The following is a 20,622-nucleotide window of genomic DNA, read 5'->3' as shown; positions in this document are numbered from 1 at the left end:
AATGACGCAAAAAGTCTGTCTCGTTACCGGCGGAGGCCGCGGAATTGGTGCCGCGGTCGCCCGCGAAATGCACGCCCGCGGCTACAGGCTGGCGCTGATGTCGCCCTCGGAAAGCTGCGAAACGCTCGCGGCCGAACTGGGCGGCGTTGCCCGGCGCGGGGTGGCTCAGTCCGAGGCCGACCTGAAGGGCATCGTCGATGCCGCCATGGCCGCCTATGGCCGCATCGACGCGGTTCTGAATCACACCGGCCACCCGCCGAAGGGTGATCTTCTGGATATCTCCGATGAAAACTGGGATCTGGCCAATGACATGATCGTCAAGTCGGTCGTGCGCATGGCCCGTCTGGTGACGCCGATCATGCAGGCGCAGGGTGGCGGGTCGATCGTGAACATCACCACCTATGCCGCTTTTGAGCCTTCGCTCTGGTTCCCGGCTTCCTGCGTCTACCGTGCCGGGGTGTCGGCTTTTGCCAAGCTTTACGCCGACCGCTACGGCCCGGACAACATCCGCATGAACTGCCTGATGCCGGGCTTTACCGACAGTCTGGACGTGGCGAAATACGGCGAACTCACCGCGCTGAAGCGGATAGGCCGGGTTGAGGAACAGGCCAAGGCGGCGGCCTTCCTTCTGACAGACGACAGCTCTTATGTCACCGGCCAAAGTCTGCGGGTGGATGGCGGTGTGACCAAACATATCTGAGGCCAAATGCAGACGCAGCTTTTCATCAACGGCGCATGGGTCGCCCCGGCCAGGGGTCGCACCCTTCCGGTTATCAATCCGGCAACCGAGGAGGTGGTTCACCACATCCCCGCCGCCGCCGCTGAAGACGCCGAAGCTGCCGTGCAAGCCGCCCGCGCGGCGTTTGACCATGGGCCTTGGCCCAGGATGTCGGGGGCCGAGCGGGCCAAGGTCTTGCGGTCCATCGCAGCGGGCATTCGCGCCCGTCTGCCGGAGCTTGCCAGGCTGGAAGTGATCGACAACGGCAAGCCGCTGCCCGAAGCCGAATGGGACCTGGGCGACGCGGCCGGGTGTTTCGACTTCTACGCCGGGCTGGCGGAGGAGTTGGACGGCGAGGTGCAGCAGATCGCGCTGCCCGACCACCGCTTTACTTCAAAAGTGGTTCGCGAGCCGGTGGGCGTCGCCGTGGCGATCATCCCGTGGAATTACCCCCTGCTCATGGCGGCGTGGAAGGTTGCCCCGGCGCTGGCGGCGGGCTGCGCCATGGTGTTGAAACCGTCGGAACACACGTCACTGACCGCGCTGGAACTTGGCGCCATCGTGGCCGAGGCAGGCCTGCCGCCGGGGGTCTTGAACATCGTCACGGGTCTTGGGGCTGATGTCGGCCAGGCGCTGGTCGACCACCCGAAGATCGACAAGCTGGCCTTTACCGGCTCGGTCCCGACCGGCGCGCGGCTGATGGCGGCGGCGGCGCGCGATGTGAAGAACATCAGCCTTGAACTGGGCGGCAAGTCGCCCTTCGTGGTCTTTGGCGATGCCGACATCGAACAGGCCGTCGAATGGATCATGTTCGGCATCTTCTGGAATCAGGGGCAGGTCTGTTCGGCGACGTCTCGGGTGCTGGTGGAGCGCAGCCTTTACGCTCCGCTTCTGGCGCGTCTGGTCACCGAGGCAGAAAAGATCACCATCGGGGACGGGCTGGCCGCCGGAACCTTGCTTGGCCCTCTGGTCAACGAGCAGCAATATCAGAAGATTCTGGGCTTTATCAGCCGCGCCGTCGCGGCCGGGGCGACACTGGCCACCGGGGGCAAGGCGGCAAAGGACAGGGGCTATTTCGTCACCCCCACCATCCTGACCGATGTGGCCCCGGACGCGGAGGCCTGGGTTGAGGAAATCTTCGGCCCCGTTGTCTGCATCCGCCCCTTCGACACCGAGGCCGAGGCGATTGCCCTTGCCAATGACAGCCGCTTTGGCCTTGCCGCCGCCGTGATGTCCGCCGACAGCGCGCGGGCCGAGCGGGTCGCCGCCGCCTTCCGCGCCGGGATCGTCTGGATCAACTGCAGCCAACCCACCTTCACCGAAGCGCCTTGGGGCGGCATGAAGCAGTCCGGCATCGGGCGTGAACTGGGCCGCTGGGGGTTGGACAACTACCTTGAGACCAAACAGATCACCCGGCTGGTCAGCGACGAGCCCTGGGGCTGGTATCTGAAAGGGTAAGACATGCGTTGGAACCGGACCATACAAACCGTTGACGTGCATTGCGCGGGCGAGATCGGCCGCGTCATCACCGGAGGCGTGCTGAACATCCCCGGCGCGACCATGGCGGAAAAACTGGCGCATCTGAACAGCGGCAACGATGACCTGCGGCGCTGGCTCTGCTCGGAGCCGCGCTCCGGTCCGGCCGGGTCGTTCTGCCTCTTGGTTCCGGCCTGCGATCCGGCGGCGGATGTGGGGCTCATCATCCTGCAACCCGATCAGGCGCATGCGATGTCCGGCTCCAACGCCATGTGCGCGACGACGGCGCTTCTGGAAACCGGCATGATCCCGATGGTGGAGCCGGTCAGCGTGGTGACCTTCGATACCGCCGCAGGGCTGGTGAAGGCCACGGCCACTTGTCAGGGTGGCAAGGTGGTGAAGGTGACGCTGGACATGCCGCCGTCGTTCGTGGTGGCCAAGGATGCGGTGATCGACACGCCGGAATGGGGGCCGGTCCGCTATGACCTGTGCTTCGGCGGCATCTTTTATGCGCTGATCGACGTGGATCAGATCGCCCTGACCATCGCGCCCGAAAACGCCCGCCAGTTGGCGATGACCGGCGTCGACCTGCGCGCCCGGATTGCCGGGCTGGAACCGGCGCTGCACCCGACGACACCGGCCCTGAATGGCGTCTCCTATGTGATGTTCCGCAGTAACGAACCCGACGGCGCTCTTCGCACCTGCACCACGCTGCGCCCCGGCCGGGCGGATCGCTCGCCCTGTGGCACGGGGTCAAATTCCAACATGGCGGCATGGGCGGCGCGCGGTCGGGTGAAGCCCGGCGATGTGGTCGTGTCGCGCTCCATCATCGGTGGCGAGTTCCAGACCGAGTTTGTCGAGGAAACCAGGGTCGGCCCCTACACCGCCACAAGGAACCGGGTTTCCGGTCAGGCCTGGATCTATGGCATCAGCCAGATCGGGCTGGACCCGACCGATCCCTTCCCGCAGGGGTTTACGCTTTCGGACACATGGGGAAGTTGATGCTGGCAAACCAGACCATCCTTGTCACCGGCGCCACGGGCGCCATCGGGCGGGCGATCTGCGAACGCCTTGCCGCCGAGGGCGCCCGTGTGGTCATCCACTATGGTCGCAACCGCGATGCCGCAGATGCATTGCTGCGCAGCATTGGTGGCAAGGGCACCTGTCTTCCGGCCGATCTTTCCGACCCTGCCGCGGCACCTGCGCTGTTCGATGCCGCGGTGCGCGCCGAGGGCCAGATCACCGGGTTGGTGAACAATGCCGGCATCCGCTCGGAGGTTGCCGTCACCGCCGATCTGGCCGACTGGCAGGCGACATGGGAACGGGAAATGCGGGTGAATTTCCTGTCCGCCGTCGATCTGACCCGCGCGGCCATCCTGCACTTCCGCAGCCTTGGCGGCGGGCGCATCGTGAACATGGCCAGCCGCGCCGGCCAGCGCGGCTATGCCTCGAACGCCATGGCTTATGGCGCCTCGAAGGCCGCGCTCATCAATCTGACGAAATCGGTGGCCCAAAGCCACGGGGCCGAGGGCATCACCGCCGTCGCGCTGGCCCCCGGCTGGGTGCGCACCGAAATGGCCGAGGCCTTCATCGCCCAACACGGCGAGGCGGCAGCGCTGAACGGCATTCCCATCGGCCGCATGGCCACCCCCAACGAGATTGGCGAACTGGTCGCCTTCATTTTCCGCCCCACACAGGCCTCGCTCAACGGCGCGGTTCTGGATGTGAACGGCGGCAGCTATCTGCGCTAAGGAGAACAGCATGCGCTTTCAGGACAAGGTCGTCATCGTCACCGGAGCGGCGGGCGGCATCGGTACCGCCATCGCCCAGCGGTTCGCCGACGAGGGTGCGCGCGTCATCGTCACCGACGTCAACGCCGAAGGGGTGGAGGCCACCGCCGCTGCCATTCGCGCCACCGGCGGCCGTGCGCGGGGCTTTGCGTCGGACATTTCCGGCGCGGCAGGCTGCAAGGCCGTCATCACCGATGCCATGGCGAACGAAGGCCGGATCGACGTGCTGTGCAACAATGCCGGGATCAACCGGCGCGGCCCGCTGCTGTCGCTGAGCGCCGAGGACTGGGATCTGTCGTTCGCCGTCAACGTCGATGCGATGTTCCACCTTTGCCAGGCGGCGTTGCCGCATATGATCGCAGCCGGCGGCGGCGCCATCGTGAACACCGCCTCGCAATGGGGGCTTTATCCGGCGCCGAACCACATTGCCTATAACGTCACCAAGGCGGCGGTGGCGAGTTTCACCCAGAACCTCGCCCGCGACTACGCGCCGCAAAAGATCCGCGTCAATGCAGTCTGCCCCGGCGAGATTCACACGCCCATGCTGGAGGCCGGCGTGAAACGCTCGGGCCGCACCATTGCCGATCTCGACAAACTCGTGCCCTATGGCCGCATCGGCAAGCCCGAGGAAGTGGCGGCGCTGGTGGCCTTCCTTGCCTCGGACGAAGCCGCTTTCATGTGCGGTTCGCTGGTGGAAATCACCGGCGCGCAAGCGGTGGCGTAAGGGGGACAGATGCGGCTGGGGTTTATCGGTACAGGCACCATCACCGCCCATATCGTGCGGGGGCTGAAAGGGTCCGGGCTTGCCGACTGGCAGGTCATCCTGTCACCGCGCAGCGAGGCGATTGCCGCCGAACTCGCCCGCCTGCCCGGTGTCAACGTGGCGGCCGACAATCAGGCCGTCCTTGACGCGGCGGATGTGGTGGTGTTGGCGGTGCGCCCGCAGGTCGCCGCCGAGGTGTTGAAGCCTTTGCGGTTTCGCCCGGACCGCCCGGTCATCAGCCTGATCGCGGCCACCTCGCGCGAAGATCTTGCGGCCTGGACGCGCGCGCGCGAGATCTGCCGCGCCATTCCCCTGCCCTCGGTCGAGGATCGGGCCTGCGTCACTCCGGTTTTCCCGCCGCACCCCGCGGCGATGCAGCTGTTCGGCGCGCTGGGTCAGGCCCTGCCGGTCCACGATCTGCCGGCCTTCGACGCCTATGCCACCGGCAGCGCCGTGATGGCGACCTGGTTCGGGATGGCCGAGACGGCGGCGGGCTGGATGGCAGATCACGGCATCCCGGCGGCCGATGCGCAAACCTACATGCGCGGGCTTTTCGCCAATCTGGGCCAGACCATCCGCGACCAAAGCCGCAGCCTTGAGACCTTGCGCCACGATCACGCCACCAGGGGCGGGCTGAACGAACAGATCTGGCGGGTGTTCGGAGAGCAAGGCGGTCCGCAGGCCCTGCACGCCGGCATGGATGCGGTCATGGCCCGGATCGGCGGCCCGAAATGAAAAAGCCCGGCAAGAATGCCGGGCCTTTCCGAACATCTTTCCCGGATCACAGATCGTCGGGCAACTGCCGCACCGCGCCCCTGTCAGCCGAGGTCGCCAGCAGGGCATAGGCCCTGAGCGCCGCCGACACCTTGCGCGGGCGGGCTTTTTCCGGCTTCCAGCCCTTCGCGTCCTGTTCTGCCCGGCGCTTGGCCAGATCGGCATCGCTGACCCGCAGGCTGATCTGGCGGCCCGGGATGTCGATGTCGATCATGTCGCCTTCGCGCACAAGGCCAATCGCCCCGCCCGCCGCCGCTTCGGGGCTGGCGTGGCCGATCGACAGGCCCGAGGTGCCGCCCGAGAACCGCCCGTCGGTCAGAAGCGCACAGGCTTTGCCAAGGCCCTTCGATTTCAGATAGCTGGTCGGATACAGCATCTCCTGCATGCCCGGCCCGCCCTTCGGCCCCTCATAGCGGATCACCACCACATCGCCCGCCACGATCTTGTTCGACAGGATCGCCTCGACGGCGGCATTCTGGCTTTCGAACACCCGGGCCGGACCCGAGAACACGAAAATGCTCTCATCCACGCCTGCGGTTTTCACGATGCAGCCGTCCAGCGCGATATTGCCTTTCAAGACCGCAAGCCCGCCCTCTTTGGTGAAGGCATGTTCGGCTGACCGGATCACACCGTGCTGCCTGTCAAGGTCCAACTCGGCATAGCGTTTGGACTGGCTGAAGGCGGTGGCGCTTCGCACATTGCCCGGCGCGGCCTTGAAGAACTGGCGCACGTTGTCGTGGTTGGTGCGGCTGATGTCCCAATGGTCCAGCGCGGCCCCCATGCTGGGCGAATGCACCGTCACGCAATCGCGGTTCAGCAGGCCCGCATTGTCGAGCTGGCCAAGGATCGCCATGATGCCGCCGGCGCGGTGGACGTCCTCCATATGCACGTCCTGCTTGGCCGGGGCCACCTTGCACAGGCAGGGCACCCGGCGCGACAGCTGGTCGATGTCGTCCTGATCGAAGTCGATCCCGCCCTCATGCGCGGTGGCAAGGATATGCAGGATGGTGTTCGTCGACCCGCCCATCGCAATATCCAGCGCCATGGCGTTTTCGAACGCCTGCTTGTTGGCCACGTTGCGCGGCAGGATGCTGGCGTCGTCCTGCTCGTAATAGCGCTTGGCCAGATCGACGATCAGGTGCCCCGCCTCGACGAACAGGCGCTGGCGGTCGGAATGGGTGGCAAGGGTCGAGCCGTTGCCGGGCAGCGACAGGCCAAGGGCCTCGGTCAGGCAGTTCATCGAATTGGCGGTGAACATGCCCGAGCAGGAGCCGCAGGTCGGGCAGGCGGCCTTTTCGATCGCCTCGACCTCTTCGTCGGTATATTTGTCGTCGGCGGCCGAAACCATGGCGTCGACAAGATCGAGCGCCAGTTCCTTGCCCTTCACCAGCGCCTTGCCGGCCTCCATCGGCCCGCCCGACACAAACACCGCCGGAATGTTCAGCCGCATCGCGGCCATCAGCATGCCGGGGGTGATCTTGTCGCAGTTGGAAATGCAGACCATGGCATCGGCGCAATGGGCGTTGACCATGTATTCCACGCTGTCGGCGATGATCTCGCGCGAGGGCAGCGAATAGAGCATGCCGTCATGGCCCATGGCGATGCCGTCATCGACCGCGATTGTGTTGAACTCCTTCGCCACGCCGCCCGCCGCCTCGACCTCGCGGGCGACCATCTGGCCAAGATCCTTCAGGTGGACGTGGCCGGGGACGAACTGGGTGAAGCTGTTGACGATGGCGATGATCGGCTTGCCGAAATCGCCGTCCTTCATGCCGGTGGCGCGCCAGAGGCCACGCGCGCCCGCCATGTTGCGGCCATGGGTGGTGGTGCGGGAACGATAGGCGGGCATGGGGGATTCCTCCGGCTTTGGTCAAAGGATGAAGTGGCACTCAAGGGCCGGGGGGTCAAGGTATGAGTTGGAAATCCGCCATGATCGGAGGGCCTTCAGATCACGGCTTGCCACAACTCGATGAACACCCGCGCCTCATCGTCCGGTTCGGTCCAGACGGTGCCGAACAGCACCGCATCCGACAGCCAACCATGCGGGCCGGGCGGGGCCTCGATCACGGCTCGCGTGCGCCCCTGATAGCTGCCGTCGGCCATCGGCTGCATGCGGCCGGCGTTCGTCACCATCAGCGGCGTTCCGTCATTCAGGCGCAGGCAATAGCGCGCCTCGATGTCATAGGCGCCATCGGGGCGGCGCCGGGCGAAATCGGCGCCGCCGGGAAGAATTTCGCCCGCCAGAGCCGCGCCTTGTACTGCGCCGGAGACGATCGGGAACATCGCCCTCACCGTGCCCTCTGCCGTCTCGAACTCTACCGCCGCACCCAGATCGGCGCGGATCGCGCAGACGGAGCGCAGCGCAGGTTTTCCGGGGCTGGCCTCTGCGCCGAGACTTGTCGCGGTCATGGCTTTCTCCCTATGGTCGGGGCGGATGGTGCCCGCAGTCGGTGCCGGAGGGCAAGGGGGAAGACCATGATCCTGATCGCAGGCGGCGGCATCGCAGGGCTGGTGATGGGGCTGACGGCGCATCAACTGGGCCTGCCCTTCCGGGTGTATGAGCGGGTGGCAGAGCCGCGACCCTTGGGCGTCGGGATCAACCTGCAGCCGAATTCGGTGCGGGAACTGTTCGATCTGGGGCTGGAGGACGAGCTGGAGGCGATTGGCGTGCGCACCCGGCAATATGGCTTTTATTCCAAGACCGGCCGCAAGATCTGGGTGGAGCCGCGCGGGTTGCATGCGGGCTATCACTGGCCGCAGTACTCCATTCATCGCGGCCAGTTCCAGATGATGCTCTTGCGCGTGCTGCGGGAACGGGCCGGGGCGGAATGCGTAGTCACCGGCGCGGGCGTGGCGGGCTTTGAGACCACCGACACCGACGCGACGCTGATCCTTGCCGACGGGCGGCGGGTGGCGGGCGATGTGGTGATCGCCGCAGACGGCATTCATTCCGCCATCCGCAAACAGATGGTTCCGACCGAGGGCGACCCGATCTGGAATGGTGCGATCATGTGGCGCGGCACTACGCAGGCCCGGCACTTTCTGGGCGGCCATGCCATGGCGCTGGCGGGCCATGACAGCCAGCGCTTTGTCGCCTATCCGATTTCCGGGGAAGACCCCGTGACCGGGTTGGCCGAGATCAACTGGATTGCCGAATTGCGGGTTGATCCGTCACGCGCACTGTCCAAGGGCGACTGGAACCGCCCCGCTGACAAGGCCGATTTCCTGCCCGCTTTCGAGGATTGGGTTTTTGACTGGCTGGACTGCCCCGCGATGATCCGCGCCTCGGGGACGGTTTACGAATATCCGATGGTGGACCGTGAGCCGCTGCCTAGCTGGACCGACGGCTGCGTCACGCTGATGGGGGATGCGGCGCATGCGACCTATCCGGTCGGCTCCAACGGCGCGTCGCTGGCGATCATCGACGCCCGCAAGCTTGGCGCGGCCTTTCGCGCCCATGGGGTGAACCGGGCGGCACTGCTGGCCTATGAGGCCGAGATGCGCCCGCGTGCCGAGGGTGTCTTGCGCGCCAATCGCGGCAAGGGGCCGGATGCGGTGATGCAGATGGTCGAGGACCGCTCGGGTGGGGTCTATGACGATATCGAGACCGTCATCCCTCGCGCCGAACTGGCGGCCCATGCCGAGAAATACAAGCAGTTGTCCGGGTTTTCGGTCGAGATCCTGAATGCCCAGCCGCCGATCCTGGGGGCGGGCTGACAGGACGCCCCGGGGGTTTGCCCCCTGCGCAGGTTTCGGGGAAACCCGCTTCGCCGGGAGGGTATTTTTTGCCCTAGCGCTGCGACCACATTGCGGCGATGTAGCTGGCCGTCATCAGGTCGAGATGCGCTCCGCCGCCGTTCTTGGCAATGGTGATCTCGTCGTCCGAGCGGCGGGCATAGAGCGCCGGGTCGTCGTAAAAATCGGCGACGATGTGATTTTCGGTGATCGCGCCCGATTTCAACGGCTCGATCAACTCACCGATGTGGTGGATCGTGGTTGCCCGGTTGTCGACGAACAGTCGTGCGCGAGACATGGCGGTGTCGTCCACCTCGCGCATGCCGGGCTTGAAGGCGCCGATCAAGTCGATGTGCTGGCCGGGCTGCAGCCAGTCTCCCTTGATCAGCGGCTCGGTCGCCATAGTGGCCGAACAGATGACGTCGGCCTGCTTCACAGCCGTTTCCAGATTGTCCGCCACCGCCAGACCCATCGCTTCGGCCCCGGCGCGGCTGCGGTTCCAGACGGTGAACCTGGCGTCCGGGATGATCGAGGAATAGGCCTCGACCATTGAGCGCGCCACAGTGCCGGCGCCGACCAGAAGGATGTTGCGAGCGTCCTTGCGGGCCAGTCGGCGGGCGGAAAGCAGGCTGTCGCCCGCGGTTTTCCATTTCGTCACCAGATGGAAGTCGACCAGCGCAGTCAGCTCCCCGGTGATGTCGTCGTAAAGCGTGACCGAGCCGAAGATCGTCGGCAGCCCGCGCTGGGAATTTCCGGGAACGACGGTGGCAACCTTCACCAGCGCGCCAAGGCCGTCAATCCAGGTCGCCCGATCCAGAATGGTGTCGGCGCCGCGATAGACGAACAAGTCCTTGATGTCGGGCATGGGCAGGCGATGGCCAGCCTCGAAAGCGTCCAGAAGCCCGGCCCAGCTCAGCAGGCTTTCCGCCTCTTTCGGCACGATCTGCATGGTCATATCCCCGCCTCTTCCCTTGTCAAAAGTCCCTCGGACACCAGTCGCGCCGCCCAGCCTTGCCAGCTTTCGAACTGGTGCGTCCGCCAGCCGCGCCGTGCCGCCGCCGTGATGTTGTCGGCGCGGTCATCGGTAAAGAGCAGGCTTTGCGGGGGCAAGCCGCAATCGTCTTCCACCATCTGATAGATGCGCGGATCAGGCTTGATGACGCCCATCCGGCCCGAGACATAAAGTCGGTCGAAGTCGGTCAGGAAATCCATCTTCGGCAAGGCTTCCTCGAAGGAATGCTTGCCGAAGTTGGTCAGGGCAAAGACCGGGACACCCTTGGCCCTGAGCGCCCGTTGCAGGGCGACGGAGCCTTCGATGCGCGGCGAGGCAAGTTCGATCCAGCGGTCGTACCACATGCGGATTTCATCGCGCCACTGCGGATAGGTCTCGGCCCAGCCGTAGATGGTTTCGCGGAAAAGCCCGCCGCCATCCACCAGATCGTTCATGTGGTGCAGATCGACCTCGGCAAAGAGCGCCCGGCGGCGCTCCTCGCCGATCACCCGGTCGTAGAAGGCTTCGGGTTGCCAGCGGGTCAGCACATTTCCGATGTCAAAGATCACCGCTTGGGGCTGCGACATCTTCCACTTTCCTTCTGACCGTTTCGCGCCAGAGCGTATAAAGCCCCGCCCCGCAGATCAGCGCAATCCCTGCCCAGGCGGTCTGATCGGGCCAGGTACCGAAAACCGCCACGCCCCAGAAGATTGCCATCGGCATGCCGACATATTCGAAGGGAGCTACCAGCGCGGCTTCGGTGGTGCGGTAGGCCTGGCTCATCATCAACCCGCCGATGCCCACCGCAAGGCCGGTGGCGACGAAGGCCCACCAGTCGGCCACGGGGGGCAGGATCCAGGGGCGGAACAGGAATTCCCATGTCGTGCCGGGGGCCTGGGCCATCTGGCCGTCTCCGGTCAGGATGCCGAAGGTGGAGGACACGAGGATGAAGCCGACCTGCACATAGAAGGACAGGGTCGCCGCGCTTTCGGTGTCGCGCATCCGCCGCGTCATCATGTGGCTCGAGGCATAGCAGAAGGCCGAAATCAGCACGAGGATCGCGGCAGGCTGGATCATGCCCTGGCCGGGGCGGGTCATGATGACGACGCCCAGAAGCCCCATCGCCACGGCGGCCCAGCGGCGGGGGCCGACCTGTTCGCCAAGGATCAGCGCCGACATCATGGTCACGAACAGCGGGGCGACGAACGCCACCGCCACCGCATCGGCCAGTGGCATCAGCGACAGGCCGACGAAATAGGTGATGTTCGACACCATGACGATCGTCACGCGGATCAGATGCGCCCCGGGCCGTCGGGTCAGGATCTGGCGGAACCCGGCCTTCGATATCCACATCAGCGCCAGCGCCAGTGAAATTCCGATGAAGGCGCGGATCAGGATGATCTGGTGCAGCGCATAGGCGCCCGACAGCGCCTTGATCGCCAGATCGTTCATTGACAGGATCACCCCGCCGCCCAAGGCCAGCAGAATGCCCGAGGCATTGCTTTTCGGATGCGCGTTCATGGCGACAATCAAGGCCGGCCGAACACCGGAATCTGTCTTGCTCGCGACATCAAAGGACGGCTTTGACCAAACGGTCCAACTGGTCAAGTAAGCGTGAGCGGTCCGCCTTGGAAAACGGCCTGCCGCCACCCTGACGGAACGGATCGGCCGAACGCAGGTCCTGCATGAGGTCGCGGGTGGCCAGCGCCATGCCGATGTTGGCAGAGGTCAACACCTCGCCATTGGGCTTGATGACCTGTGCGCCGGCGGCAACGCATTTGGCGGCAAGGGGAATATCGCCCGTCACCACCACATCGCCGGGCTGGCAATGGCTGGCGATGTGTTTGTCGGCCTCATCCGGGCCGGACGTGACATAGACGCTTTCGACAAGCGGGTTCTGGCTTGGCCGGATGCCGCCGTTCGACACCAGCACCATGCGGATGCGGTGGCGCGTCGCCACCCGCTCGGCCTCGTCCTTGACCGGGCAGGCGTCGGCGTCGATCCATATCGTCATTTCCGGCCCCGTCGGGTGGGTGATCCACCCACCATTCCCTTACCCATGCAGCGCCTGCGCGTGGAAGGCGACATGCTCCTCCATGAAGCTGGAGACGAAGAAATAGCTGTGGTCATAGCCCTTCTGCATGCGGAAAGTGCCGCCCTGACGGCGCTCGGCCATGGCGCCGGCCAGCGCCTCGGGCTTCAGCAAGTCGATGAACTGGTCAGCTGTGCCCTGGTCGATCAGCATCGGCCCGTCAAAGCCGCGCTTCTTCATCAGCAGGGTGGCGTCGTGGGGCGCCCATGTCGCCTCATCGCTGCCGAGATAGGCGGTGAACTGCTTGCGGCCCCAGTCGCTGGCGGTCGGGTTGCAGATCGGCGAAAAGGCCGAGACCGACCGGAACCGGCCGGGGAAACTCATGGCGATGGTAAGTGCGCCGTGGCCCCCCATGGAATGCCCGGTGATCGCCTGCGCCTCTTCGGCCAGCGGGAAGGAGTTGAACAGCACGCGCGGCAGCTCATCGGTCACATAATCCCACATCCGGAAATGCGGAGCCCAGGGCGCCTGCGTGGCGTTGACATAAAATCCTGCGCCCTGACCCAGATCATAGGCCGGGTCATTGGCCACACCCTCGCCGCGCGGCGAGGTGTCGGGAAAGACCAGCGCCACGCCCATCTCGGCCGCCCAGCGCTGGGCGCCGGCCTTGGTCATGGCGTTTTCATGGGTGCAGGTCAGGCCCGAGAGATACCAGATCACCGGAACCGCGCCGGTCTCTGCCTCTTCCGGCAGGAAAAGGCCAAAGGTCATGTCGCCGCCCGTGGACTGCGAGGCGTGCGAATACACCCCCTGCACGCCGCCGAAACACCGGTTCTCCGAGATCGTCTTCATATCTTCCCCACCATTGGCCCGATCAGGGCGATCACGCCCGAAACTGTCAGCACCGAGATTGCCGTCGAGATCAGAATTGCCGTTGAAACCCGCTGCGGCGCAACCCCGTAATGCTGGGCAAGGATGAAAACATTGCCCGCAACGGGCAGGCTGGCTGCCGCGATCATCACGCCTGCCGCAAAGGGCTCCACGCCGAAGGCAAAGGCAGAAGCGGCGACCAGCGCGGGGTGGATCAAGAGTTTTGCCGCCGCGATCCAGCCCGCGAGTTGCAGCCGGTCTGCGCGCCGCCCAGCAAGGCTTGCGCCGATGGCAAAGAGCGCGCAAGGGGTGGCGGCATTGCCGAGGAGCGCCATGAAATCGTTGACCACGTCGGGCAACGGCAGGCCGAGGCCGGACCAGAGGAAGCCAAGGACGATCGACACGATCATCGGATTGGCCAGCAGCCCCCTGCCCAGAACCGCGAGGGTTTGCAGGCGGAGCTGTCCTTCCCGCGCGCCGGTGACGACAAGGGTGATGAGGCTGGAAAAGATCACCATGTCGACGCTCAGCACCATCATCACCGGGCCGGCGGCGGCGGGTCCAAGCAGCATCACCAGCATCGGCACACCCAGAAACCCGGTATTGCCGGACACTGCCGCATGGGCCTCCATCGCCGCCTCGGGCCATGGCAGGGCGCGGAGTTTGCCGACCGCCAGCACCAGCGCGTACAGCGCGAAAGAGGCGAGGAGATAGGCCGCGACAAAGCGCGGCTCAAAGATTTCCGCCAACGACAGGTTCGAGGCAAAGCGGAACAGCATCGCCGAAAGCGGGAAATAGAACACGAACTTCGTCAGGAAAACCGTGGCTTCCGAGGAGAAGAACTTCGTCCGCCCGGCCCAGAAGCCTAGGCCGATGATCGCAAAGAACGGCAGGGTTTTCAGAAGGATCGGCAGCATGCACCCTTGGTGTCATGCGGGCGGCGCGGGGGCAAGGCCTAGCGTCCTCGCGTCCAGCCGCCCGACCCGCCAAGGCGCACCGCCAGCGAGACGGCGGCATAGGTGGCAAAGCCGACGGGATCTTGTAGTGCCAACTTCGCGAGGTTGATCTTGGTCAGCGGGGTCTTGCCGTCGCGGTCCGACAGGCCGGGGTAAAGCCGGTCGATCTCGGCCACACCCGCGTCTTGTCGGCGGCGCACGCGGGCCAAGGCTGCGAAGCCTTCGATCATCGGCCAGTCGTAGAGGCTGGCGACTTGCACCCGCTCGGCAGGGGTGAATTGCAGGCGGACGAAAGTGTCATCCGAAATGATGGCGGGAAATTCGCCCCAACGGGCGCGTCCCGCGGCGTTGACGGCGAACAGGCCATATCCCGGAGCTACACTTCGGGCAAAGGGCAGGCGCAGCCAGAACCTGGCATAGGCGCGGGTGATGGCGCTGCGCGCGCGCGGAATGCGTGGAGTGGCTCCGGCATAGAGGGGGGAGTCACCGTTCAGCACATGGGCTAGGTCGGCCATCACAGCTGGCGAAACGATCACATCGGCGTCGAGATAGGCGCGCGTCGCGCCGCTTGCTGCCCGGTCGCCGGCGTTCAGCGCCTTGGGCTTGCCGCCCTCGGCAAGATCCAGCACCTGAAACCCCCAACCCGCCGCCCTGGCCGCATTTGCCATGGCGCGGGCACGATCAGCGGTGTTGTCGCGGCAGCCATTGGCCACGACAATCGCCTCGGCCCCGCCGGGGATGGCGTGACTTTCAAACAGCGCCGTCAGGCAGGCGCCGATGTAGCCCTCTTCATTGCAGGCGGGGATGATGACGCTCAGCACTTTGCGCAGCCTTTCGCCAGAACCTGCCAGCGCGGGTTATCATCGCCCAGATGCCGCAGCGCGCCCCATGAGCCCCATTTGCCGGGGGCGTAGACATCGACAAAGGCGTTGAAAGGTTGATCGGAGATCTGGCCCCACCCCGCCAGAAGCTCTGCATAAAGCATTCCCATTTCCGGTGCATAGTTCAGCTGTTCGAAGAAGGCGGTCAGGTCTGCGTCTTCCATCTGCGCGCCAAAGCCCACGACATGCGTGCCGCCTTCATACATCACCAGTTTCAACCCCCGGTCGGCGGCGATGGCGGCGTGATAGGGCAGAAGCTCGGCGAGGAGCCGGGCAAGCGTGTCTTCCCGGTTGCCGGAAATCGAACCGTCGCGCAGTTCCTTCGCGGCCATTTCATTGGCAAGCCGGTAGGGCTGCGCGGGATCGGCGTCGCGCGATTGCGCGAGCCAGCCCCTGACCAGCGCCGCCTTGTCATCCGCGCCCAAAAGGGCGCTGAAATAGCCGGTTACGGCATAGGCATCAAAGCTTGCGACCGGGGCCTTGCGACCTTCGGCCACCACAAGAGGGGCGTCGAGGATCTGGTCCTCAAGCCCCAGCCAGCCGGTCTGCATGGCAATCACCCGCATCAGCCGCCGGGGATCGTCCCTGAACACATCGGCCCAGATGTCAGCCACCTCGGCGGCGCGGCGGGCGTAGAACTGCACCCATGTGCCATCCTTGTGCCACAGCGCCTTGCCCTGTTCCTCGGCCCACCTGGCCTGCGCGAACTGCCAGTTCCAGACCTCGTTGGAATATTCCACATGCGCAACAAGGCCGGGGTTCAGATCCTTGTGGGCAAGCTCGGCCCAGTCCCGCACCAAGGCATCTTCGGACAGGTGCGGCAGGGTGAACCACGGGTCGGCGTTCAGCTCGTTGGCCAGCGCGATCATCACCTCCATCGGCACGCCCTGACGCGCCCAGGTGTAATCGGCGGGCTTGGGGCGATCGGAGCGGCGGGACAGGGGGCTGTCATTCGTGGCCATCCAGTCCATGAAGCGCAGGGCTGTCACCCCCCGGATGCGTGCCAGCCAGTCGGGGTTGAAGATCTGCCCCGCCGCCAGGGCTTCGGCCCGGTCCTGCCGCACGACCACGATGTCGTGGATCGGGTCAGAGGGGTCGATCGCAGTCACCGTCAGCAACACCGCCCCTTCCCCGGGGGTGTAGTCGAACAGGATGCGCCCGGGCTGCGCCTCTGCCACGACCGCCCGGCCCTCAAGGACGAGCGTACCCTTGCCCGCCCATGTCAGCAGATAGCGCCCGGCAACGCCGCCTGCCTCTTCGGGCAGGTCGGTCAGGATCAGCGTCGTGATGCCGGAGAGGTCCGGCGGCAGGGCCTTCGGCCAGCCGTTTTCGTCAAGATAGCCCTTGGCGGCAAGATCGTCATGGCCCCAGCCGCCCCATTGGCCGGGCAGATGTCCCACCCAGGGCCGGGCGGTTTTCATCACGTCAAGGAAAGGTTGCTGCACCGACCAGTCGGTCACGCCCGCAAGGCCCAAGGCGAGATTGGGGTTGGTGACAGGCGCGAAGGCGCCCATCGGCAGCGCCTGAACCTGAGCGGGCGGATCCTTCTGCGGTGTGGGTGCAGCCTTTGGCGCGGCGCTTGCCGGGGCTGCGGCAGCGCTGGCTGACACCGCTTGCCACGCCACCCGCTGCAGGGCCGCAGCCTGAGCGGCGGAAAGATAGTCGTCCCGGCTGCTCCAGGCCCGGGTCAGCCGGGCGGGCAGGCCTTCGGGGGATTGTCCGGTGATGGCGCCTGCGATCACCATGGCAATGAAATACTGGCCCTTGCCGTTCAGGTGGATGTCGTCAGAAAACAGATCGTCAAGCCGGTCGATGCCCGGCACCCTGCCTGCGGCAGTCTCGTCCTCCAGCCGGGCCAAGGCCTGGCCGGCCGGGATGACCTTTACCCCTTCGCCAGCCGCGGCCTGCCAAAGCGGCAAGTCTTTCACCAGCCGTTCCCGCCAAGGCAGGCTGGCATCGGGATCATCCGCGGCATCGGCACCGGGGCCGGAGGCGCGGCTGGGCCAGCCTTCAAAGAGATAGACCCGCACCTCGGGGTTGGCGTCGCGGGCGAGGCCCGCAAACCTGGCGACATTCCCTGCGGTGTCGGACCACTGCACATGGCCTGCAACCGGAATCGCCTCGGTCAGGATCAGCACATCGGCGGGCCGGGTCGCAAGGCGAGCGCGGGCGTCGGCACCCTCGGCCTTGGCAGAGTTCTCCCAGTTGTAGGCAAGGCTGGCGCCGTTGATGATCTGGGTTTCCACCACCGATGGACCGGTCATCTCGCGCAGGGCGGATTCGGTCAGAACCGCGGTGTCGCCGCCGAACAGGCTGTGCCCGACCATCAGCACATCTGCAAGGAAGGAAAACACCGACATCGACTATCCCTTTGACATTCCGGCGAGAGGATAGCCTGTCACCACCCGCCAGACCAGTTCCTGCAAGGGGCGAACCGCATCAGCAGGTGGCGGCGTGGCGGGCATGCCATCGGCCCGGGTCAGGTGGGCGGGCAGGCCAATCGGGGCGCGGTGGTAAAGCACTGCATAATGGGTCATCGCCACCAGCCAGTTGCCCAGATCATTCAGGTGAATGTCATCGCTGAAAAAGGAGTGGCGGTCGGAGATGCCGGGCAATTGTCCCGCCTCTGCCGCACGGGCGGCGGCACCCATGGCTTGCCCGGCGGGGATCATGCGAATGTCACCCGCCTGCAGGATGGCGGGGCCAAGGATCTGATCTTCCCAAAGCGCCCGAAGATCGGAATCGATGCGCTGCAACCAGCCTGCGGGGTCATCCAGCCGGTGCCACGTCTCGTAAAGGTAAAGCCGCACCTCGGGGCGGGCCTTTCGCGCCAGACTGGCCCACTCGGCCAGCATGGCGGGGCTGTCGTGATAGCGGATGGCATCTTTCAGCTCGACCATCTCGGTGAAGATCACCGCATCATAATCGCCGCTTTCCAGCGCCTCGCGCACCGGGCGATGCGCAGGATGGGCATTTCCCTCGGCAAAGCCTTTGACCGTTCCGTTCCAGTGATCTGCAAGCGAGGCGCCCGAGCCCAGCTGGCTGTGATAGCCATGTCCCGCGAGTTGGGCCAGCATGGCGGGCATGTCGCGGCCCACAAGGCTGTGGCCCAAGTGGAAGGTTTTCAGCGGGCCTTTCGGCCGGGGCAGGGCGTCCATCCGGCGCGGCGCCTGCCGGAGGGGCGGGCGAAGCCAGAACGCTGCCGCGGCCCATGTGCCCAGCGCCAGAGGCAGGGCAAAAATCATCCTGCGCCGCATTCCCCGCCTCCGAATTCGCCCCCTGTTCATTGCCGTCATATCTGGTATTTCGGCGCGGGAAAAACCAGTCGCCGGGGGCATGCATGACTCATCTCTGGGTAAGGGCCGAACAGCGCCCGCACGAGGAACGCGTGGGCCTGACGCCCGAGGGCGCGGCGGCCTTGGTCAAGGCGGGTATCCGGGTGACGGTGGAGAAATCCTCGGTCCGGGCAATTGCGCTGGAGGGCTACGTGCAGGCGGGCTGCGAGATTGCAGAAGAAAACCTCTGGCCGAAAGCGCCCGCCGACGCGATCATCTTCGGGCTGAAGGAACTGCCCGAGGATGGCACGCCCCTGACCCATCGCCACATCATGTTCGGCCATGCCTTCAAGGGCCAGCCGGCGGGTCAGGTGCTGCTCAAGCGCTTCAAGGCGGGCGGCGGCACACTTTACGATCTGGAATATCTGGTGGATGAGACCGGGCGGCGCGTGGCGGCCTTCGGCTATTGGGCGGGCTATGCCGGGGCGGCAGTTTCGCTGAAATGCTGGGCGGCGCAGGCGCGCGGCGGCATTGCCGGAGCGGTAAGGAAGGTTGGCTCGAAAGATGCGCTTCTGACCGAACTGGCGGCGGACCTGCAGGGCCTTTCCCGCCCCCGCGCCATCATCATCGGCGCGAATGGCCGGGTCGGCACCGGGGCGGCGGACCTGTGCGAAGCGATGGGCGTTGCCGTGACCAAATGGGACATGGCGGAAACCGCCAGTGGCGGACCCTTCCCCGAAGTGCTGCAGCACGAGATCTTCCTGAACTGCATCCTGGCCCGTCCGGGCTGCCCGGTTTTCGTGCCGGCTGCAGCCAAGACTGATCCCGCGCGCAAGCTGACGGTGATCGGCGACATCGCCTGCGATCCGACCTCGGATTTTTCGCCGATCAAGGTCTATGACCGCGCGACCGACTGGGACGCGCCCGCGCTGCGGGTGGCTGAAAACCCGGTGCTGGACGTCACCGCGATCGACAACCTGCCCTCGCTGATGCCGGTGGAATCGAGCATCGACTACGCCGCGCAATTGTTGCCCAGCCTCTTGACCCTGACTGACCTGAACGCAGGGGTCTGGGGTCGGGCAAAGGCGGATTTCGACAAACACACATCCGGCCTTTAGGCCGATTTCTGGGCAGAAATCGGTCCGGAGTCTTGCAAAGCTCCGGGTCGCGCAATCTGGGAGAGAGAGAGAATGACGATTCACTGGTGCGGCACGGGGCTGTCGTCGGGGCCGGGTCTGCGGCGCTTGCTGGAGGGCGGCCGGAAGGTGGTGGTCTGGAACCGCACCGTCGAGAAGGCCCGCGAGGTGGTGGGCGATCTGACCGGCGACATCCGCGCCTACAGCCTCGAGGCGCTGACCGCCGCGCTGGAGCCGGGTGACATCGCGGTGTCGATGCTGCCGGCGGACCAGCATGTGTCGATCGCCAAGGCCTGCCTTTCGAAGGGGGCGCATTTCGTTTCCTCCTCCTATATCGCGCCGGAAATGCGGGCGCTGGACGAGGAGTTCCGCCAGAAGGGTCTGGTTTCGGTCAACGAGGTCGGCCTTGACCCGGGCATCGACCATCTGATGGCGCATGATCTGGTCGCGGCCTATCGCGCCTCGCCGGCCTATCATGTCGACAACGTGCTTTCCTTCGTCTCCTACTGCGGCGGCGTGCCGAAGATCCCGAACCCGTTCCGCTACAAGTTCTCCTGGGCGCCCGCCGGCGTGCTGAAGGCGTTGCGCTCGCCCTCGCGGTCGCTGAAGAACTTCAGCGAGCTGCGCGTGAACCGGCCCTGGGACGCGATTACCCGTTATGACGCGCCCCTGCCGCAACCGGAAAGCTTTGAGGTTTATCCGAACCGCGACAGCTATCCGTTCATGGAGGATTACCGCTTTGACAAGGCCTGGAAGGTGCGCGATTTCGTGCGTGGCACCATTCGCCTGAACGGCTGGGCCGAGGCCTGGGCGCCGATCTTCCGCGAGATCGAGGGGCTGGAGGGCAAGTCGGATGCCGAGATCAACGCGGCGCTGACCGCACGGGCCGATGCGCTGCTCAAGGTCAATTCCTATGCGCCGGGCGAGCCGGACCGGGTGGTGCTGTTCGTCAGCCTGAAGGCGGAACGCGACGGCCGTGCGGTGTTCGACCGGACCTGGGCGATGGATGCCTGGGGCGATGCGCGCGGTTCGGCCATGGGGCGGCTGGTGTCGGTGCCGGTGTCGCTGGCCATCGAATCGGTTCTGGCGCGCGAGTTCCCGGCAGGCGTCCATGCTGCGCCGCATGATCCGAAACTGACCGCCAAGTTCCTGGGTCAGGTGGGCCATCTGGCGCAATACATGGCCCGCGTCGATCATCTGGCCTGATGCGCCACTTGCGCCGGGC

Annotated in this window: 20 protein-coding genes; 9 read left to right on the top strand and 11 right to left on the bottom strand. The window is 65.6% G+C overall.

Annotated elements, in window-relative coordinates:
• The first annotated feature begins 1 nt into the window (after position 1).
• From G4Z14_RS07825 to G4Z14_RS07800, 6 genes are read left to right on the top strand one after another with little or no spacing between them, the layout of a single operon-like run.
• On the top strand, positions 2–700 hold the full coding sequence (locus G4Z14_RS07825; RefSeq protein ID WP_164624427.1) for an SDR family oxidoreductase: 699 nt from the start codon (positions 2–4) through the stop codon (positions 698–700).
• 6 nt (positions 701–706) lie between these two features.
• A complete protein-coding gene (locus tag G4Z14_RS07820; protein WP_164624424.1) occupies positions 707–2,176 on the top strand; it encodes an aldehyde dehydrogenase family protein in 1,470 nt (489 codons plus the stop codon).
• Positions 2,177–2,179: 3 nt separating this feature from the next.
• Complete coding sequence (locus G4Z14_RS07815; protein WP_164624421.1) at positions 2,180–3,196, top strand: proline racemase family protein; 1,017 nt, start codon at positions 2,180–2,182, stop codon at positions 3,194–3,196.
• Positions 3,196–3,945 carry an SDR family NAD(P)-dependent oxidoreductase gene (locus G4Z14_RS07810; RefSeq protein WP_227751589.1) on the top strand — a complete coding sequence of 250 codons (750 nt, stop codon included), beginning with the start codon at positions 3,196–3,198 and terminating at the stop codon, positions 3,943–3,945. The genes G4Z14_RS07815 and G4Z14_RS07810 overlap by 1 nt, the downstream gene beginning before the upstream one ends.
• Positions 3,946–3,955: 10 nt before the next feature.
• Positions 3,956–4,708 carry an SDR family NAD(P)-dependent oxidoreductase gene (locus tag G4Z14_RS07805; RefSeq protein WP_164624415.1) on the top strand — a complete coding sequence of 251 codons (753 nt, stop codon included), beginning with the start codon at positions 3,956–3,958 and terminating at the stop codon, positions 4,706–4,708.
• 9 nt (positions 4,709–4,717) lie between these two features.
• On the top strand, positions 4,718–5,482 hold the full coding sequence (locus G4Z14_RS07800) for a pyrroline-5-carboxylate reductase (RefSeq protein WP_164624413.1): 765 nt from the start codon (positions 4,718–4,720) through the stop codon (positions 5,480–5,482).
• Positions 5,483–5,528: 46 nt separating this feature from the next.
• Here G4Z14_RS07800 and ilvD read toward each other — a convergent pair whose 3' ends face one another.
• Complete coding sequence (gene ilvD / locus G4Z14_RS07795; RefSeq protein WP_164624411.1) at positions 5,529–7,370, bottom strand: dihydroxy-acid dehydratase; 1,842 nt, start codon at positions 7,368–7,370, stop codon at positions 5,529–5,531.
• Positions 7,371–7,465: 95 nt separating this feature from the next.
• Complete coding sequence (locus G4Z14_RS07790) at positions 7,466–7,930, bottom strand: DUF3237 family protein (protein ID WP_164624409.1); 465 nt, start codon at positions 7,928–7,930, stop codon at positions 7,466–7,468.
• Positions 7,931–7,996: 66 nt separating this feature from the next.
• Between G4Z14_RS07790 and G4Z14_RS07785 the strand changes: the two genes are divergently transcribed.
• The gene (locus G4Z14_RS07785; protein ID WP_164624406.1) at positions 7,997–9,238 is read left to right on the top strand and encodes a flavin-dependent oxidoreductase; all 1,242 of its coding nucleotides are present in this window, start codon (positions 7,997–7,999) and stop codon (positions 9,236–9,238) included.
• A 73-nt stretch (positions 9,239–9,311) separates the two neighbouring features.
• On the opposite strand, the gene G4Z14_RS07780 is transcribed toward G4Z14_RS07785, so the two are convergent.
• Genes G4Z14_RS07780 through G4Z14_RS07740 form a run of 9 tightly spaced genes read right to left on the bottom strand, consistent with a single transcriptional unit; the run spans position 9,312 to position 18,243 of the window.
• Positions 9,312–10,211 carry an ornithine cyclodeaminase family protein gene (locus G4Z14_RS07780; RefSeq protein ID WP_164624403.1) on the bottom strand — a complete coding sequence of 300 codons (900 nt, stop codon included), beginning with the start codon at positions 10,209–10,211 and terminating at the stop codon, positions 9,312–9,314.
• Entirely contained in the window at positions 10,208–10,834 is a 627-nt protein-coding gene (locus tag G4Z14_RS07775; protein ID WP_164624400.1) for an HAD family hydrolase, read from the bottom strand. The genes G4Z14_RS07780 and G4Z14_RS07775 overlap by 4 nt, the downstream gene beginning before the upstream one ends.
• Complete coding sequence (locus G4Z14_RS07770) at positions 10,806–11,768, bottom strand: DMT family transporter (RefSeq protein ID WP_164624398.1); 963 nt, start codon at positions 11,766–11,768, stop codon at positions 10,806–10,808. The genes G4Z14_RS07775 and G4Z14_RS07770 overlap by 29 nt, the downstream gene beginning before the upstream one ends.
• 49 nt (positions 11,769–11,817) lie before the next feature.
• On the bottom strand, positions 11,818–12,261 hold the full coding sequence (locus tag G4Z14_RS07765) for a YaiI/YqxD family protein (RefSeq protein ID WP_164624396.1): 444 nt from the start codon (positions 12,259–12,261) through the stop codon (positions 11,818–11,820).
• Between the two features lie 39 nt (positions 12,262–12,300).
• Positions 12,301–13,131: an S-formylglutathione hydrolase gene (gene fghA, locus G4Z14_RS07760; protein WP_164624394.1), complete on the bottom strand. Its 831-nt coding sequence runs from the start codon at positions 13,129–13,131 to the stop codon at positions 12,301–12,303.
• Positions 13,128–14,066 (bottom strand): AEC family transporter, encoded by a 939-nt coding sequence (locus tag G4Z14_RS07755; protein WP_164624392.1) that lies wholly within the window; start codon positions 14,064–14,066, stop codon positions 13,128–13,130. Before G4Z14_RS07755 ends, fghA begins: the two co-directional genes overlap by 4 nt.
• A gap of 38 nt (positions 14,067–14,104) precedes the next feature.
• The gene (locus tag G4Z14_RS07750; RefSeq protein ID WP_321573016.1) at positions 14,105–14,926 is read right to left on the bottom strand and encodes a glycosyltransferase family 2 protein; all 822 of its coding nucleotides are present in this window, start codon (positions 14,924–14,926) and stop codon (positions 14,105–14,107) included.
• Entirely contained in the window at positions 14,920–17,346 is a 2,427-nt protein-coding gene (locus G4Z14_RS07745; protein ID WP_164624390.1) for an SGNH/GDSL hydrolase family protein, read from the bottom strand. The genes G4Z14_RS07750 and G4Z14_RS07745 overlap by 7 nt, the downstream gene beginning before the upstream one ends.
• Before the next feature lie 3 nt (positions 17,347–17,349).
• A complete protein-coding gene (locus tag G4Z14_RS07740; protein WP_227751588.1) occupies positions 17,350–18,243 on the bottom strand; it encodes a hypothetical protein in 894 nt (297 codons plus the stop codon).
• Positions 18,244–18,326: 83 nt separating this feature from the next.
• On the opposite strand from G4Z14_RS07740, the gene G4Z14_RS07735 reads away from it, so the two are divergent.
• Positions 18,327–19,379 (top strand): saccharopine dehydrogenase, encoded by a 1,053-nt coding sequence (locus G4Z14_RS07735; protein WP_164624386.1) that lies wholly within the window; start codon positions 18,327–18,329, stop codon positions 19,377–19,379.
• A gap of 72 nt (positions 19,380–19,451) precedes the next feature.
• A complete protein-coding gene (locus G4Z14_RS07730) occupies positions 19,452–20,603 on the top strand; it encodes a saccharopine dehydrogenase family protein (protein ID WP_164624383.1) in 1,152 nt (383 codons plus the stop codon).
• Positions 20,604–20,622 lie beyond the last annotated feature (19 nt).

This window comes from Tabrizicola oligotrophica (assembly GCF_011008935.1).
Classification (GTDB): domain Bacteria; phylum Pseudomonadota; class Alphaproteobacteria; order Rhodobacterales; family Rhodobacteraceae; genus Tabrizicola_A; species Tabrizicola_A oligotrophica.
This window is presented reverse-complemented; position numbering and strand designations above follow the sequence as displayed.

Excerpts from the sequence above, each read along its gene's own strand:
- G4Z14_RS07730 (WP_164624383.1), top strand. The coding sequence starts at position 19,452 with ATGACGATTCACTGGTGCGGCACGGGGCTGTCGTCGGGGCCGGGTCTG.
- G4Z14_RS07800 (WP_164624413.1), top strand. The coding sequence starts at position 4,718 with ATGCGGCTGGGGTTTATCGGTACAGGCACCATCACCGCCCATATCGTG.
- G4Z14_RS07735 (WP_164624386.1), top strand. The coding sequence starts at position 18,327 with ATGACTCATCTCTGGGTAAGGGCCGAACAGCGCCCGCACGAGGAACGC.
- G4Z14_RS07825 (WP_164624427.1), top strand. The coding sequence starts at position 2 with ATGACGCAAAAAGTCTGTCTCGTTACCGGCGGAGGCCGCGGAATTGGT.
- ilvD (WP_164624411.1), bottom strand. The coding sequence starts at position 7,370 with ATGCCCGCCTATCGTTCCCGCACCACCACCCATGGCCGCAACATGGCG.
- G4Z14_RS07815 (WP_164624421.1), top strand. The coding sequence starts at position 2,180 with ATGCGTTGGAACCGGACCATACAAACCGTTGACGTGCATTGCGCGGGC.
- G4Z14_RS07820 (WP_164624424.1), top strand. The coding sequence starts at position 707 with ATGCAGACGCAGCTTTTCATCAACGGCGCATGGGTCGCCCCGGCCAGG.
- G4Z14_RS07780 (WP_164624403.1), bottom strand. The coding sequence starts at position 10,211 with ATGACCATGCAGATCGTGCCGAAAGAGGCGGAAAGCCTGCTGAGCTGG.
- G4Z14_RS07790 (WP_164624409.1), bottom strand. The coding sequence starts at position 7,930 with ATGACCGCGACAAGTCTCGGCGCAGAGGCCAGCCCCGGAAAACCTGCG.
- G4Z14_RS07745 (WP_164624390.1), bottom strand. The coding sequence starts at position 17,346 with ATGTCGGTGTTTTCCTTCCTTGCAGATGTGCTGATGGTCGGGCACAGC.
- G4Z14_RS07755 (WP_164624392.1), bottom strand. The coding sequence starts at position 14,066 with ATGCTGCCGATCCTTCTGAAAACCCTGCCGTTCTTTGCGATCATCGGC.
- G4Z14_RS07810 (WP_227751589.1), top strand. The coding sequence starts at position 3,196 with ATGCTGGCAAACCAGACCATCCTTGTCACCGGCGCCACGGGCGCCATC.
- G4Z14_RS07805 (WP_164624415.1), top strand. The coding sequence starts at position 3,956 with ATGCGCTTTCAGGACAAGGTCGTCATCGTCACCGGAGCGGCGGGCGGC.
- G4Z14_RS07740 (WP_227751588.1), bottom strand. The coding sequence starts at position 18,243 with ATGCGGCGCAGGATGATTTTTGCCCTGCCTCTGGCGCTGGGCACATGG.
- G4Z14_RS07770 (WP_164624398.1), bottom strand. The coding sequence starts at position 11,768 with ATGAACGCGCATCCGAAAAGCAATGCCTCGGGCATTCTGCTGGCCTTG.
- fghA (WP_164624394.1), bottom strand. The coding sequence starts at position 13,131 with ATGAAGACGATCTCGGAGAACCGGTGTTTCGGCGGCGTGCAGGGGGTG.
- G4Z14_RS07765 (WP_164624396.1), bottom strand. The coding sequence starts at position 12,261 with ATGACGATATGGATCGACGCCGACGCCTGCCCGGTCAAGGACGAGGCC.
- G4Z14_RS07775 (WP_164624400.1), bottom strand. The coding sequence starts at position 10,834 with ATGTCGCAGCCCCAAGCGGTGATCTTTGACATCGGAAATGTGCTGACC.
- G4Z14_RS07785 (WP_164624406.1), top strand. The coding sequence starts at position 7,997 with ATGATCCTGATCGCAGGCGGCGGCATCGCAGGGCTGGTGATGGGGCTG.